Here is a 14,035-nt window from a genome sequence, read left to right as displayed (position 1 = left end):
ACTCCGTTCAGCACGGCGAATGGTCTCCTCTCGTCACTTGCGCTCCGCCGCCAGCCCGTTACCGATCACGAGCAACCCTGCGAGCGCGGCCAGCGCGAAGCCGAGCCCCGCGAGGAACGTGCCGGCCGGGCCGTAAGCGTCCCACAGCGCGCCGGCGATCACGCTCGCGGCCAGCAGTGCAATTCCGGTGAACAGGTTGAAATAGCCAAACGCGGTGCCGCGCAGATTGGGCGGCGCGGTGTCGGCGACGAGGGCCGAGAGCAACCCTTGCGTCAATCCCATGTGCAGCCCCCACAGCACGACGCCGAGCGCCAGGCCCGCGAGATTCGGCAGCAGAGCGAGCGCGAGATCGGCCGCCGCAAGGAAGACGAGCCCGAGCGCGAGCAGGCCGGTCCGGTTGATCCGATCGGACAAGACGCCGGCCGGATAGGCCGACAGCGCATACACGATGTTCATCAGCACCAGCACGGCCGGCACCCACATCGCATTGAGGCCGATGCTCTGAGCCCGCAGGATCAAGAACGCCTCGCTGAAGCGTGCCAGCGTGAAGACGATTCCGACCGCGACGACGCGCCAATACACCGCGCCGAGCTGCCGCATTGCGGCGAGGTTGAGGGGATTTTTCGCAGGTTCCCGGCCGGGGTCCGGCTCCGGCTCGTTGACCGCAAGCGCGATCAGACCGAAGGACAAGAAGGCCGGCAGCACCGCCACCCAGAACACGGCAGAAAAATTGTCCGCGGTCCACCACATCAGGCCGATTGCCGCGAGCGGTCCGAGGAAGGCGCCGATCGTGTCGAGCGATTGCCGCAGGCCGAAGCTCGCACCGCGCAGGCCCGCTGGTGCGATATCGGCGATCAGCGCATCGCGCGGCGCGCCGCGAATGCCCTTGCCGATGCGGTCGATGAAGCGCGCCGCGACCAGCCATTCGGCGCTGGGAGCGAGCGGGAATAGCGGCTTGGTCAGGGCGGCGAGGCCGTAGCCGAGCGCGGCAAGCAGCTTGCGCCGCCCGAGCCAGTCCGACAGCGCGCCGGAGAAGATCTTCGTGATCGAGGCGGTCGCCTCCGCGATGCCCTCGATGAACCCGACGGTGAGCGCGGAGGCGCCGAGCACGGTGACGAGATAGACCGGCAGCAGCGCGTGGATCATCTCCGAGGAGATGTCCATCAGCATCGAGACGAAGCCGAGCACCCAGATTCCCCTGGGCAGCCCGGCGCGCGCAGCATGTGGTGTCGTCGTCGTCACGTCCCGGCCTTTGTCATCAGGCAACAAAAAACCCGCCATCGGCGGGTTTGTCCATGCTCCCGCCAAAGGCGGAGGCTCAAAAATTGCCCCACCTCAAGCAGGAGTCATCAGCCCATTACGATCATCGACCGCCGGGCGGTTGTCGGGGGACTCCATCCCCATCTGTGCGGTCAGCCTAGCATGGAAATCGCGCGGGACAATAGGGCGGGGCGCCTCTCCACATCTGCCGCGGTCATTCCAGCGGCGTGACCATGGCGGACTCGCGGCGTGTCGGCGTAAGAGCTTGCATTCCTAACTCGAATGTGAAGCACAACCGATCTTCCCGCTTTGCGGCAAGGCGATTGCATGTCACCATCACGTCATACGACGGGAGACTGCGATGCGCTTGCTGTTCTCGATCGGGGCTGTGCTGGTGGCCGGCGTGCTTGCCGGAGGGGATGTTGCGGGCATCGCGGCACCAGGACCTAAATTTGAACCGCCGAAACTCGAACCGAACAAGAATCCATCGCAGCGGCAAGCGGCCGACAAGGACGCGCAGACGGTCGACGTCGAGCTGATCCTCGCGGTCGACGTCTCCTACTCCATGGACATGGACGAGCTGGCGATCCAGCGCGAAGGCTATGCGCAGGCGATCCAGTCGAAGGAGTTCCTGCAGGCGTTGAAGATGGGGCCGAACGGCCGTATCGCGGTGACCTATTTCGAGTGGGCCGCCTCGACCGACCAGAAGATCATCATCCCGTGGCGGCTGGTCGACGGACCGGAGACCGCGGACGCGGTCGCCGCCGAAATCCTGAAGACGCCGATCCGGCGCGCCTCGCGCACCTCGATCTCCGGTGCGATCACCTTCGCGATGCCGCTGTTCGACGAGGATCCCTATCACGGCATTCGCCGCGTGATCGACATTTCCGGGGACGGCCCCAACAACAATGGCGGCCCGGTGACGGTGGCGCGCGACGCGGCGATCGAGAAGGGCATCGTCATCAACGGCCTGCCGATCATGGTCAAGGAGCCGTCCTATTCGACCATGGATATCGACAATCTCGACTACTATTACGAGGACTGCGTCATCGGCGGTCCGGGCTCCTTCGTCATCACGATCAAGGACCGCGACAAGTTCAAGGAAGCGATCCGCACCAAGCTGCTGATGGAGGTTGCAGGCCGCACGCCGGAGCGTCCCGTGGTGCGGGTTGCGGACAAGGAGCCGCGCGTCAGCTGCATGATCGGCGAGAAGATCTGGTCGGACCGCTGGGGGCGCTGAGGCGCACTCCGAATGAGACCATTTGCCTCATTTCACCCGGCGGTTGAACTTAACCGCTCGTTAACTGCTGCATGGCCCTAATCGGATTGTTTCCGTCTGTTTCCGGGCCTGTCCCGGATTGCTGTCCGGCGCGCAGGGCAGCGGATTCGCCAGACCTGTCCGCCGAGCAATCCAATGGCCGTCGTCACCTCGAGCACCAGCCAGATTTCTCCCGCCAACGAGCGGGTGTATCACCAGAGTGCTCTTCTCGGTGAATGGAAGGGCAATTGGGCGGGCAACAACCAGCCCGTCAGCTTCAAGGTCGTGAACATCCGCGGTGCCCGGGCGCAGGTCGAGTACACCCATAACGGGCGCACGGAGCGTGGTTTTGGCCAGGTCAGCGGCGCGCTTCTCACTTTCGGCACGGTCACGGTCGGCACCAAGGACGGCAAGAATTTGGTGCTGTTGTCCTCCGCGGGCGCTGGCAAGCAGACCGCCACTCTCGAGAAGCAGGCGCCGCCGGCCTCCGACAGCCTTCTCATGGGAAGCTGGGGCGGCTATTCCTCCGACAACGGCAAGAGCGCGAGCTTTCGCGTTCTGTCCGTCAATGGCAAGGAAGCCCAGGTCAGCGTGACCACTGACGGCATCACCCGCCAGGGCACGGGCATCGTCTACAAGAACGTCATCATGTTCGGACAGGCGCAGATCGCGACCGACGATGGGAAGAACGGCAAGATCATCTACCAGGTCGGCAGCAAGTCGTTCATGGTGCCGGTGACGAAATATCCGCCGGCCGATTCATCGTCTTCGGTGGACAAGACCGCCTGAACCCACCGCGCCTTCCGGGGCTGTCGGCGCTGGTCACCATTTCGGCGCCCGCTTCTCCACGAACGCCTTCAAACCCTCCTGCGCTTCGTCCGACGTCGCGACGTTGCAGAAATCGTCCACGGCGCTGGCAATGCTGCGCCGATAGTCGAGGTCGATCTGGCGCATGAAGGCGGCCCGACCCATCCGCACCACCGCGGCCGATTTTCCGGCGAATTGCGCCGCGAGCTTCAGCACCTCGGCCTCCAGCTCGGCATCGCCGACGACGCGGTTCACCACGCCGAGCTCGCGCGCTTCAGTGGCGCTGAAGACGCGGCCGGTGAACAGCAGCTCGAAGGCGCGATGGCGTYCGACGATGCGCGGAAGATGCGCGTAGTGAATCGCGGGAATGACGCCGACGTCGATCTCCGGATAGCCGAAGGTCGCGCTCTCGGCTGCCAGCACGACGTCGCAGGACACCGCCATGGTCATGCCGCCGCCGCGTGCCGCGCCGCCGACCGCGGCGATCGACGGCTTTCCGAGACCGTACTGGGCGTCGTAGAGGTCGATGTAGAGCGCCTGGAGGAATTCGCGGATCTGGGCGCCGGATTTGCCAAGCAGGATGTCGAGATCGAGGCCCGCCGAAAAGCGTTTGGGGATCGCGCTCGCCAGCACGACGACGCGCGCATCCGGATCATCGGCGGCGCGGCGGAGAGCTGCCACCACCGCACGGATGACCTCGAGGCTCAGCGCGTTGACCGGCGGACGGCGTAGCGTGATGCGGGCGATGCTGCCTGCGCGTTCGTAGGCGACGGGGTTGTCCGTTGTCACCGGGGTCTCCATGCTTTCAAGACGCGTTGCGGATGCGTCCACATCGTCGTTGCGCCACCGTCAACTCCGTCATCCCTGCGCAACGGCGAAGCCGTTGTCGCTGGAGCCTCGAAGGATGCGCGGCCCGATGCAGCCGGGCCGTCGCCCTTCGAGGCTTGCCCTACGGCGCGATTGCGCCGCAGGGCGCGCACCTCAGGGTGACGGTACTAAAATTGGGCTCGCCGGCCAGGTCCATTCGCAAATTGAGAGCGGGTCGTGTGCTGCTTCTATTTCGCCGCCAGCGGCGGCAGCGGCGGCACGCTGTCGTTCGGTGCTTCCGCCTGCATCGTGATCAGCGTCATCGAGACCAGGTCGTAATAGCCGATCAGGCCGATGATATCCATGATGCCACGCTCGCCAAACTTCGCCTGCGCCGCGCGGTAGACCTCGTCGGACACCTTCTTGTCGCGATAGAGCGCCATCGCGAGATCATAGAGCGCGGCTTCGTCGTCCTTCATCGCCTGCGGCCGCACGCCGCTCGCGATGTCCTTGGCGACCTGCGGATCGAGCCCGGCTTTCATGGCGAGGGGATAATGCGCGAACCATTCATATTGCGCCGTCCACTGCCGGGCCGTGATCAGGATGGCGAACTCGCTCAGGCGTGCCGGCAGCGACGAATTCCAGCGCAGATAGTCCGACATCGCCGACAGCTTTGGCGCGAGCTCCGGGTTGCGGATGTAGGCGCGGTAGGGTGGGTTGGCGAACTTGGCGTTGCGCGGCGGCCCCGAGATCGAATCGGCCCACTCCTTCTGCGGCGGCGTGAGCTCGTCCGGCTTCAGCGGCGCGAAGCGGGACGGTTCGCCGGCACGACCGATCCCCGAAATTGTGACCGCAACCAGGAGAGCGAGTGCCGGTCCCAGGTATTTCATAACGTTCTCCCATCTGGCGGACTATCGCCGCCTTGCGCGACGCCAGCTTACGTCGCGGCGCGAACGGGGCAAGGACGCCGACGCCGGTTAAGGCTGCGGCATCGGAATGGCCGTGCAGCAAGGATGCGCAGGTCATCGCCGGTCGCGCGATGGGAATCAGCTTACCTTCGTCGACACGGTCGCCGCCAGAACGCGAGCGGCTGCTCAAATGCAGGGATCGCAATATGCCAAACGCCAGGTGGGCTCGAGAGCCCGATCTTGCCCCGCTGCTCGAATTGTTTCGCGTCTCGGAGGTCAGCGCGGCCGCCGAGCCGCTGGAGCGAGCGGCGGATGTCTGGCGGCAGATATTGTCCCGCGATGATCTCGCGGTGTGGGTTTCGGACGACGCGAGCAAGATCGTCGCCACCTGCATGCTCATCACCGCGCCGAATCTGCTGCGCGCCGGCCGGCGCCATGGCTTCCTCGAGAATGTCGTGACTCATCCCGAATATCAGGGCCGCGGTCATGGACGCGCCGTGGTCGCGGCAGCGCTGGCCGACGCCTGGCGCAAGGACTGCCATCACGTCCTGATGCAGAGCGGCCGCAAGGACCCGCGCGTGCATCGCTTCTACGAGGGCTGCGGCTTCGTGCCGGGCTTGCGGGTCGGCTATGTCGCGCACCGGCCCGCGCCCGGCGTGATGGAGATCAGATCCGCGCCTCGAGGATCAGGTTGAAGGGCGTCTCAGTGGCGCGACGGAAGCGGGTCAGGCCGCCCTCGCGCGCGACCTTGCGCAGCCTTGCCTCGCCGGCTTGAGCGCCCAGCGCGAGGCCGACCTCCTGATCGAGCGACGCCGGCGTGCAGATCATGGTCGACGCCGCATAGTAGACGCGTCCGACCGGGGTGAGGTTGTCTTCGAGGCGGTCGCCTGCGAACGGCTCGACCAGCATGCAGGTGCCATCCTTCGCCATGGATTCGCGCACATGACTGATGGCGCCGACGGGATCGCCCATGTCGTGCAGGCAATCGAAGAAGCACACGAGATCGTAGCCTTCGGCCGGGTAGGTCTTGGCCGAGTGAACCGCGAAGCTGACCCGGTCGCCCAGCTTGGCCTCATTGGCCGCCTTTCGCGCGGCCTCGATCGAGCCCTCGTGATAGTCGAAGCCGTAGAAGCGGGAGTTCGGGAAGGCTTTCGCCATCAACCGCGTCGAGACACCGTGCCCGCAGCCGACATCGGCGACCTTGGCGCCGCGCTTGAGCTTGTCCACGACGCCGTCGAGCGCGGGCAGCCACTCCTGCACCAGATGGTGCATGTAGCCGGTGCGGAAGAAGCGCGCAGTGCCGCAGAACAGGCACTCGCTGCGCCTGTTCCAGCCGACACCCTTGCCGGACTTGAATGCGTCCGTAATCTTCGGCTCGTCGAGAAACGCCGCGGCAATGACATTGCCGACCGCGCCGAGGAAGACCGGGCTGTCCTCGTCGGCAAGCGCCATCGCCTGCTCCGGCAGCATCGAGAACTTGCCGGAAGCGGAGTCGTATTCGACGTAACCAGAAGCCGCCTGGCTCGCCAGCCACTCGCGGACGTAGCGTTCATTCGTTCCGGTGGCGCTTGCGAGCTCGGCGGAGTTCATGGGTCCCTTGGCAGCAAGGGAGCGGTAGAGGCCGAGCTTGTCGCCCAGCAGGACCAGCGATGCGTTCATCGCGGCCCCGACCTCGGTGATCATCTTGCCCATAAAGGCATTCAACCTGTCGGAATTGACCTCCATGACAGCCTCCATGCAAATGTCAGGCATTTTCAAGGGTCTGCGCAATTGCGCGTTGCCGGACTGAGCCAGGCCTTCGCGATCAAAGCCGCGGCCTGAACTCGCGCGTCCTCTATGTGGGTCAACCCGGCGGGCCGGAGGTTCAACGCGTCAGGAAGACGTCATCCTGGAACTCGATGACGCGGCGCCAGGCACGGCTCCACTGGCATCTGCGATATTCGAAGGGTATAATTTGCGAACTTTTCGACGGTAGCCAGAATGTCCAGCCTTGCAGGTTCTTGCGGTCTCGCAGCTCTCCTCGCCGTGCTTTGCCTCGGCGGAGCACCGGTTCATGCGCAAGTTGCGCCCCTGAGGTATTTTATCCCGGGCGGCCCCTTCGGCTCCGGCCAGAGCTTCGATACCTATGGCAACTTTCCGAGCTTCGATGCCGGCACACGCACCAGTTTTGCGAACGGCTTCTCTGCCGGCAGCCAGAGTGGCAACCTCAATTGGAGTGGCCTCAGCCAGACGGGACCGGTCGGCAATTTCAGCGCGCTCTCCTATGACAGCTCGCAGTTCGGCTACAACACCAAGACCGCAGGCGGCATGCCCGTCACGTTCTTTGCCGGTTTCGACACGCTGAAATACGGCAACGGCATCGGCAGTTCGCTTGCGCCGCTCACCTCGGGCTCTGCACCCGGCTATGGTGCGTTTGCAGGCGTCGAATTCAAGCCGACCTCCAATCTCAGCCTGTCGTTCGGGGCCGGGTTCACCCAGCAGGACTCGAGCCGCATGGACAGCGACATCAGATCGAACATGCTGCCGGGCGAGTCGCCGGCGCTCGGCGGCCTTCGGCGCTAAGACATTATCGCGTAAATTTCGCCACCAGCTCGACGTGCGGCGTGTGGCGGAACTGGTCGACCGGCACCACGGTCTCGATCTTGTAGCCGCCGTCGATGAGCAGCCGTGCATCGCGGGCAAAGGTCGCAACGTTGCAGGATACCGCGATCACGACCGGCACCTTGCTGGCGGCGAGCTTCAGCGCCTGCGCCTGCGCGCCCTGGCGCGGAGGGTCGAACACCACGGCGTCGAAGTCGCGCAGCTCCTGCGGCACCAAGGGGCGGCGGAACAGGTCGCGCGGCTCGCACCTGATCGGCTTCAGGCCGGACGTGCGCGCTGCTTTTGCCAGCGCGGCGATGGCGCCGGCATCGTTGTCATGGGCGGTGACGCGTGCCTTCTCCGCAAGCCGAAGCGCAAACGGACCGACCCCGCAGAAGAGGTCGAGAACCTCCTTGGCCTTGCCGATGCGCGCTGCGACGAGAGCAGCCAGCGTCTGTTCGCCCACGGCGGTGGCCTGAAGGAACGAGCCCGGCGGCAGCGTCACCTCGGCGCGGCCCATCTGCAAATTCGGCGGCAGCCGTTGCAGCACCAGTTCGCCGTGCCGCGTCAGCCGCGCCAGCCGATGCTGTTCCGCGACCCGCGAGAGCGCGGTGATCATCGCCGTCGGCAGCGGACCGGAGCCGCGCACGTCGACGTCGAGGCCGTTGGCGGTGGCGGTGACCTGGATGTCGAGCGGCTTTGTCACCGGCATCTTCGAGGTCAAGGGCTCTGCGAGCGCCCAGGCGGCATCGAGCGCGCCGTCGAGCGCGGGATCGAGGATCGGGCATCGGTGGATCGGGATGACGTCGTGTGAGCTTGCGGCGGAAAAGCCCACCTTGAGGACGTCATGCGTGCCGAACCGGCCGTGCAGCGTGACGCGCCGGCGGCCCATACCATGGGCATCGACCAGCGGCGCGACCTCGCAGACGAGGCCGGCCTGCGCCAGCGTCTCGACCACGATGCCGCGCTTCCAGGCGTGATACGGCCCGGCCGCCCAATGCTGGATCGCGCAGCCGCCGCAGACGCCGAAATGCGGACAGAACGGTTCGATCCGCTCGGGACTTGGGACATCGACCGCAAGCAGCTTGCGGCGGTCGGGATGATGGCCCGCGACATGATCGACCTCGACGCTCTCGCCGCCGAGCGCATAGGGCACGTAAACCGCTTCGCCTGCTTCGAGCGAGACACCGTCGCCGCGATGGCCGACATGATCGATCCTCAGGCGCTCAACCACGGCGCGCGCCCAGGAAGAATTCGATGTTGCCGTCGCCGCCCGCAATCGAGGAGGCAAACACCTCGATGTCGGTGCAGCCGAGCGAGGCCGCGAACGCCGCGATATCGTCGCAGATCTCCTGGTGCACGGCGGCGTCGCGAATGATGCCCTTCTTGCTGTGCTTCCGCTCTGCCTCGAATTGCGGCTTGATCAGCGCCAGCAGGCTCATCGGCGCGGCCGCGAGCGATAGCGCCACCGGCAGCACCGTCTTCAGCGAGATGAAGCTGACATCGATGACGACGACATCCGGCCGTGCCGGCAGCCGCTTGCCGTCATAGCTGCGGATATCCGTCTCCTCCATCGAGACGATCTTCGGATGGCCGCGCAGCGACGGATGCAATTGGGCGGTGCCGACGTCGATCGCGAACACCAGGCTCGCGCCGTTCGCGAGCAGCACCTCGGTAAAGCCGCCGGTGGAGGCGCCGACGTCGAGGCAGACATGATCCTCGATCTCGATCGGGTAACGCTCCAGCGCACCGGCGAGCTTGACGCCGCCGCGCGAGACATAGGGATGCGCCGGCTCGGCCTGGATCACCGCGTCTGCTGCGATCGTCTCCGACGGTTTGGCGACCGGCTTGTCGTTCGCGGTGACGAGSCCGGCCTCGATCGCCGCGCGCGCCCGGGCCCGGCTTTCGAACAGGCCGCGCTCGACCAGCAGAACATCCGCGCGCTTGCGGGGAGGGGACATCAATCTCTCCGGAGGACGACGCTTATGTAGCGATCAATCGCGCAGCCGCCATCCGGACGCAAGTCTCGAACGCGGCCAGATCATGCCAGACGTCGACCGGCATCTCGGCCGGCGTCACCAGCGGGCAGCCGTGCAGCTCCAGCGCATGGATCATCATGAGATTGTCGACGAGGCCGAAATCCTCGATCGTCAGCCCCTGCGCGTCGACCAGGCGTCCGCCTTCGCGCACGACATCGACGAAGCGCCCGACGCGGTCGGCATAGGCGGCGCCGTCGTTCGAATAGGCCAGACACAATTTGCGGCGGCCGGCCATGTAGCCGAGCTCGTAGACGGTGCCGGGATCGGCGCCGGCGCCCCGGAAGGGGGTGAGGTTGGCAATGATGGCATCGGCCTGATCCATCATCGCCTCGTTGCCGGCAAAGATCTGCCGCGAGGCATCGGGGGCGGCGAGATCGATGGCGTTGTCGAGGGGATAGAGGCCGGTGAGCCCATGCGCAGCGCAGATCGCGGCCTTCTGCCTGCCGATCTCAACCGCATCCGGCAGGAACACGTCGGGGCCTGCCAGATAGATCTTCATGGGGTGACCTGCTGAACGCGAAGCGCGCTGCAACACCTCTCCCATAGGGAGAGGTGGGGGGACAGCGCCTGAACGACAATCAGGCCAGCTTGACCGTCTCGGCCTTGACGTCCTTGCCGAGCGCCTCGAACACCTTGGCGACGATGCCCTTGGCGTCGAGACCGGCGCGGCCGTACATCGCGGCCGGCGTGTCGTGGTCCTGGAACACGTCGGGCAGCACCATGGAGCGGAAGCGCACCATGCCGCTGTCGAGCGCACCCTGGTCGGTCAGGAACTGCGCGACATGCGAGCCGAAGCCGCCGACCGCGCCTTCCTCGATCGTGATCAGGATCTCGTGGTCGCGGGCGAGCTTGAGCACCAGCTCGGTGTCGAGCGGCTTCATGAAGCGCGCATCGGCAATGGTGGTGGACAGGCCGTGGGCGGCGAGCTCGTCGGCCGCCTTCTCGCATTCGGCCAGACGCGTGCCGAAGGAGAGCAGGGCGATCTTGCTGCCCTGGCGGATCACGCGGCCCTTGCCGATCTCGAGGGGAACGCCGACGTCGGGCATCTCGATGCCGCGGCCTTCGCCGCGCGGATAGCGTAGCGCGCTGGGGCGGTCGTTGATCGCGACCTGGGTTGCGACCATGTGGACCAAATCGGCTTCGTCGGCCGCGGCCATGATCACCATGTTCGGCAGACAGCCGAGATAGGCGTTGTCGAACGAGCCCGCATGCGTCGCGCCGTCGGCGCCGACGAGGCCGGCGCGGTCGATGGCGAAGCGGACAGGCAGGTTCTGGATCGCGACGTCATGCACGATCTGGTCGTAGCCGCGCTGGAGGAAGGTCGAGTAGATCGCGCAGAACGGCTTGTAGCCCTCGGTCGCAAGACCGGCGGCAAACGTCACCGCGTGCTGCTCGGCGATGCCGACGTCGAAGGTGCGGTCCGGGAACGCCTTGTTGAAGATGTCGACGCCGGTGCCGGACGGCATCGCCGCCGTGATGGCGACGATCTTGTCGTCCTTCTCGGCTTCCTTGACGAGGCTCTGGCCGAACACGTTCTGGTAGGCCGGCGCGTTCGGCTTGGCCTTGGCCTGGGTGCCGGTGGCGACGTCGAACTTGACGACGGCATGGTACTTGTCGGCGGAGGCTTCCGCCGGACCGTAGCCCTTGCCCTTCTGCGTCACGACGTGGACCAGGATCGGGCCGGTCTCCATGTCGCGGACGTTCTTCAGAACGGGCAGGAGGTGATCGAGATTATGGCCGTCGATCGGGCCGACGTAATAGAAGCCGAGCTCCTCGAACAGCGTGCCGCCATCCATCATGAAGCCGCGGGAATATTCCTCGACGCGGTTGGCGCGGTTGGCGAGGATCTTCGGCAGGCGCTTGTTGATCTGCTTGGCCGCCTCGCGCAGCGTGCGGTAGGTCTTGCCGGAATAGAGTCGCGACAGATAGGCGCTCATGGCGCCGACCGGCGGCGCGATCGACATGTCGTTGTCGTTGAGGATGACGATCAGGCGCGAATTCATCGCACCCGCATTGTTCATGGCCTCATAGGCCATGCCCGCTGACATCGCGCCGTCACCGATCACGGCGATAACGTTGTTCTTGCCGCCGGAGAGGTCGCGCGCGACCGCCATGCCGAGGCCGGCGGAGATCGAGGTCGAGGAATGCGCGGCGCCGAACGGATCGTAGTCGCTCTCGCTGCGCTTGGTGAAGCCGGACAGGCCGCCGCCGGTGCGCAGCGTGCGGATGCGGTCGCGCCGGCCGGTGAGGATCTTGTGCGGATAGGCCTGATGGCCGACGTCCCAGATCAGCCGGTCGCGCGGCGTATCGAAGACGTAATGGATCGCGGTGGTGAGCTCGACTACGCCGAGGCCCGCGCCGAAGTGACCGCCGGTCACCGAGACGGCATCGATGGTCTCCTGACGCAGCTCGTCGGCGACCTGGCGAACCTGCTCGACCTTGAGCTTGCGCAGGTCGTCCGGCGTCCGGATGGTGTCGAGAAGCGGCGTTTTACTGTATGCGTTCACGGCGATTTCCAATTTGTCAGCGCCGGAAGGTCATTCCGGTGCGCGATGGGTTTGCACAATATCGGCGCAGCGCGAGTCCTTAAACCGCCGGAGCCACCTGCATGGGGCAGAGCCCCGTCTTCAAGCTTAGGTGAGCTTAGGTGCGCTCCGGTTCAGTCTCTGTGATCCCTGTCACTCAGATCGGYTTCGTCCGTCCCAGCCAATTTCATCAGCAGTTTGAAGCGCTTGTCGTCGGTAATCGGTGCCCACGCAAGGCTAGCAAAAAGCCACACTCCGCGCAGCTTTACACCAAACCTTGGGCCAAAGCCAACCCGCCCGACCGATTACGGGCATGCAGGTGCAACCCCCGGGCCAATTTGGTTAACCCTGGCGCGCGGGGGGAGGTTCCGGTCCTGCCCGGTTCCGCGGCAGGCTTTTGGGCGAGTGCGAGGCTGTTTGGGGCCGATTTGCGCAGCCGGGACGCTCTTCGATGCGAATCGTGACCGCGCCAATCACGCGGCGTCGCGTATTCCAGCGCGTGGAACCCGACACGACCATGAAAAATTGCGGCCGGCCACTGCCTGAAATGGGCGACTCCGACGCCCGGCCTTATTGCACGTCGAGCGGCGCGGTGCCGGTGGCCTGGCCGGTGGCATCGGTGGTGATCTTGTCGACGCGCGCTTCGGCCTGGCGCAGCAGCTCCTCGCAGCGGCGCTTCAGCGCCTCGCCGCGCTCGTAGATCGTCACGGATTCCTCGAGTGGCACCTTGCCGTCCTCGAGCCGCTTCACGATCGTCTCGAGTTCCTCGATGGCGCGTTCGAAGCTGAGCCTGGAGACGTCGATTTGGGTATTTTCGGCCATATAAGTTTCCGATTGCCCGATTCGCTTCTCTTGCAGAGAAAGCAGGGTTTTGCGGGCGTAATGTGGCGGTGTCGTCAGGCGCCCATCAGGGCGCCGACATGCGCCGTAACTGATTCTTTCAATCCTTGCAGATCATAGCCGCCCTCGAGCACCGAAACAATTCGGCCCGCTGCGGTCTTGTCGGCGAGATCCATCAGCTTGCGCGTCACCCAGGTGTAGTCCTCCGCGCGCAAATTCAGCGAGGCCAGCGGATCGCGGTAATGCGCGTCGAAGCCCGCGGAGATGACCAGCAGCTCGGGGCTGAATTTCGTCAGTTGCGGCAGGATCAAATTCTCGAACGCGATGCGGAATTCGGGGCCGCCGTCTTCGGAGGCGAGCGGCGCATTGACGATGGTGTCGTGGTCGCCGCGCTCGCCCCGCGCACCGGTGCCGGGGAACAGCGGCATCTGATGCGTCGAGCAATACATCACGGTCGGGTCCGACCAGAAGATGTCCTGGGTGCCGTTGCCGTGATGCACGTCGAAATCGACGATCCCGACGCGCTCGATGCCGTATTTGCGTTGCGCGTGCCGCGCCGCGATCGCGACATTGTCGAAGAAGCAGAAGCCCATCGGCTTGCCGATCTCGGCGTGATGTCCGGGCGGGCGCACCGCGACGAAGGCGTTGCGGTGCTCGCCCGCCATCACCGCTTCGGTCGCCGCGACGGCGCCGCCGACGCCGCGCATCACCGCTTCCCAGGTGCCCGGCGACATCGAGGTGTCGCCGTCGATATAGACCTGGCCGCTGGTCGGCGCGATGTGGCGCAGCTCGGTAACGTAATGCTCGTTGTGGCAGAGCGTGACGAGGTCGAGATCGCCCTCCGGCGCCTGGTCGCGCACCAGGTACTGGAAGCGCTCCTGCGACAGCGCTTCCTCCACCGCGCGCAGGCGGTCCGGCCGCTCGGGATGTCCCGGCGGCGTGACGTGGTCGAGGCAGGCCTTGTGGGAGAGGAGAAGCGTGCTCATCAGGTCGGGCTCATGGGATGCGGGC

The 14,035-nt window shown here is 65.6% G+C and carries 14 protein-coding genes and 1 riboswitch; of the genes, 4 read left to right on the top strand and 10 right to left on the bottom strand.

Annotated features, from left to right (window positions below; genetic code table 11):
* Window positions 1-33: 33 nt before the first annotated feature.
* Window positions 34-1,242 carry an MFS transporter gene (locus ACXJL8_RS15620; protein WP_456619811.1) on the bottom strand — a complete coding sequence of 403 codons (1,209 nt, stop codon included), beginning with the start codon at window positions 1,240-1,242 and terminating at the stop codon, window positions 34-36.
* Between the two features lie 91 nt (window positions 1,243-1,333).
* Window positions 1,334-1,411, bottom strand: a riboswitch (Fluoride riboswitch).
* Between the two features lie 210 nt (window positions 1,412-1,621).
* Here ACXJL8_RS15620 and ACXJL8_RS15615 point away from each other — a divergent pair.
* Entirely contained in the window at window positions 1,622-2,500 is an 879-nt protein-coding gene (locus ACXJL8_RS15615) for a DUF1194 domain-containing protein (RefSeq protein ID WP_456619738.1), read from the top strand.
* 174 nt (window positions 2,501-2,674) lie between these two features.
* Window positions 2,675-3,307, top strand: a complete 633-nt coding sequence (locus ACXJL8_RS15610; protein WP_456619737.1) for a hypothetical protein — start codon at window positions 2,675-2,677, stop codon at window positions 3,305-3,307.
* Between the two features lie 33 nt (window positions 3,308-3,340).
* Here the strand turns inward: ACXJL8_RS15610 and ACXJL8_RS15605 are convergent, their stop codons facing one another.
* The gene (locus ACXJL8_RS15605) at window positions 3,341-4,114 is read right to left on the bottom strand and encodes an enoyl-CoA hydratase/isomerase family protein (RefSeq protein ID WP_456685202.1); all 774 of its coding nucleotides are present in this window, start codon (window positions 4,112-4,114) and stop codon (window positions 3,341-3,343) included.
* A gap of 266 nt (window positions 4,115-4,380) precedes the next feature.
* Window positions 4,381-5,022, bottom strand: coding sequence for a carboxymuconolactone decarboxylase family protein (locus ACXJL8_RS15600; RefSeq protein ID WP_456619735.1), 642 nt, complete (start codon window positions 5,020-5,022; stop codon window positions 4,381-4,383).
* Between the two features lie 224 nt (window positions 5,023-5,246).
* On the opposite strand from ACXJL8_RS15600, the gene ACXJL8_RS15595 reads away from it, so the two are divergent.
* On the top strand, window positions 5,247-5,735 hold the full coding sequence (locus ACXJL8_RS15595; RefSeq protein ID WP_456619734.1) for a GNAT family N-acetyltransferase: 489 nt from the start codon (window positions 5,247-5,249) through the stop codon (window positions 5,733-5,735).
* On the opposite strand, the gene ACXJL8_RS15590 is transcribed toward ACXJL8_RS15595, so the two are convergent.
* A complete protein-coding gene (locus ACXJL8_RS15590; RefSeq protein ID WP_456619733.1) occupies window positions 5,707-6,765 on the bottom strand; it encodes a class I SAM-dependent methyltransferase in 1,059 nt (352 codons plus the stop codon). The genes ACXJL8_RS15595 and ACXJL8_RS15590 overlap by 29 nt on opposite strands.
* 255 nt (window positions 6,766-7,020) lie before the next feature.
* Between ACXJL8_RS15590 and ACXJL8_RS15585 the strand changes: the two genes are divergently transcribed.
* Window positions 7,021-7,602, top strand: a complete 582-nt coding sequence (locus tag ACXJL8_RS15585) for a hypothetical protein (protein WP_456619732.1) — start codon at window positions 7,021-7,023, stop codon at window positions 7,600-7,602.
* Window positions 7,603-7,606: 4 nt separating this feature from the next.
* Here the strand turns inward: ACXJL8_RS15585 and ACXJL8_RS15580 are convergent, their stop codons facing one another.
* The 6 genes from ACXJL8_RS15580 to ACXJL8_RS15555 all read right to left on the bottom strand — a co-directional run bounded on the left by ACXJL8_RS15580 (window position 7,607) and on the right by ACXJL8_RS15555 (window position 14,010).
* Window positions 7,607-8,854, bottom strand: coding sequence for a class I SAM-dependent RNA methyltransferase (locus ACXJL8_RS15580; protein ID WP_456619731.1), 1,248 nt, complete (start codon window positions 8,852-8,854; stop codon window positions 7,607-7,609).
* Window positions 8,847-9,581 (bottom strand): TlyA family RNA methyltransferase, encoded by a 735-nt coding sequence (locus ACXJL8_RS15575; RefSeq protein ID WP_456619730.1) that lies wholly within the window; start codon window positions 9,579-9,581, stop codon window positions 8,847-8,849. Before ACXJL8_RS15575 ends, ACXJL8_RS15580 begins: the two co-directional genes overlap by 8 nt.
* A 22-nt stretch (window positions 9,582-9,603) precedes the next feature.
* Window positions 9,604-10,158, bottom strand: coding sequence for a nucleoside 2-deoxyribosyltransferase (locus ACXJL8_RS15570; protein ID WP_456619729.1), 555 nt, complete (start codon window positions 10,156-10,158; stop codon window positions 9,604-9,606).
* 79 nt (window positions 10,159-10,237) lie between these two features.
* Window positions 10,238-12,166, bottom strand: coding sequence for a 1-deoxy-D-xylulose-5-phosphate synthase (gene dxs / locus ACXJL8_RS15565; protein ID WP_456619728.1), 1,929 nt, complete (start codon window positions 12,164-12,166; stop codon window positions 10,238-10,240).
* Between the two features lie 588 nt (window positions 12,167-12,754).
* Entirely contained in the window at window positions 12,755-13,006 is a 252-nt protein-coding gene (locus ACXJL8_RS15560; RefSeq protein WP_456619727.1) for an exodeoxyribonuclease VII small subunit, read from the bottom strand.
* 74 nt (window positions 13,007-13,080) lie between these two features.
* The gene (locus tag ACXJL8_RS15555; protein ID WP_456619726.1) at window positions 13,081-14,010 is read right to left on the bottom strand and encodes a histone deacetylase family protein; all 930 of its coding nucleotides are present in this window, start codon (window positions 14,008-14,010) and stop codon (window positions 13,081-13,083) included.
* Window positions 14,011-14,035 lie beyond the last annotated feature (25 nt).

It is taken from the genome of Bradyrhizobium sp. P5_C11_2, from assembly GCF_054049755.1.
Note: the sequence above shows the minus strand (reverse complement) of the source record. Positions and strands in the feature narration are given on the sequence as shown.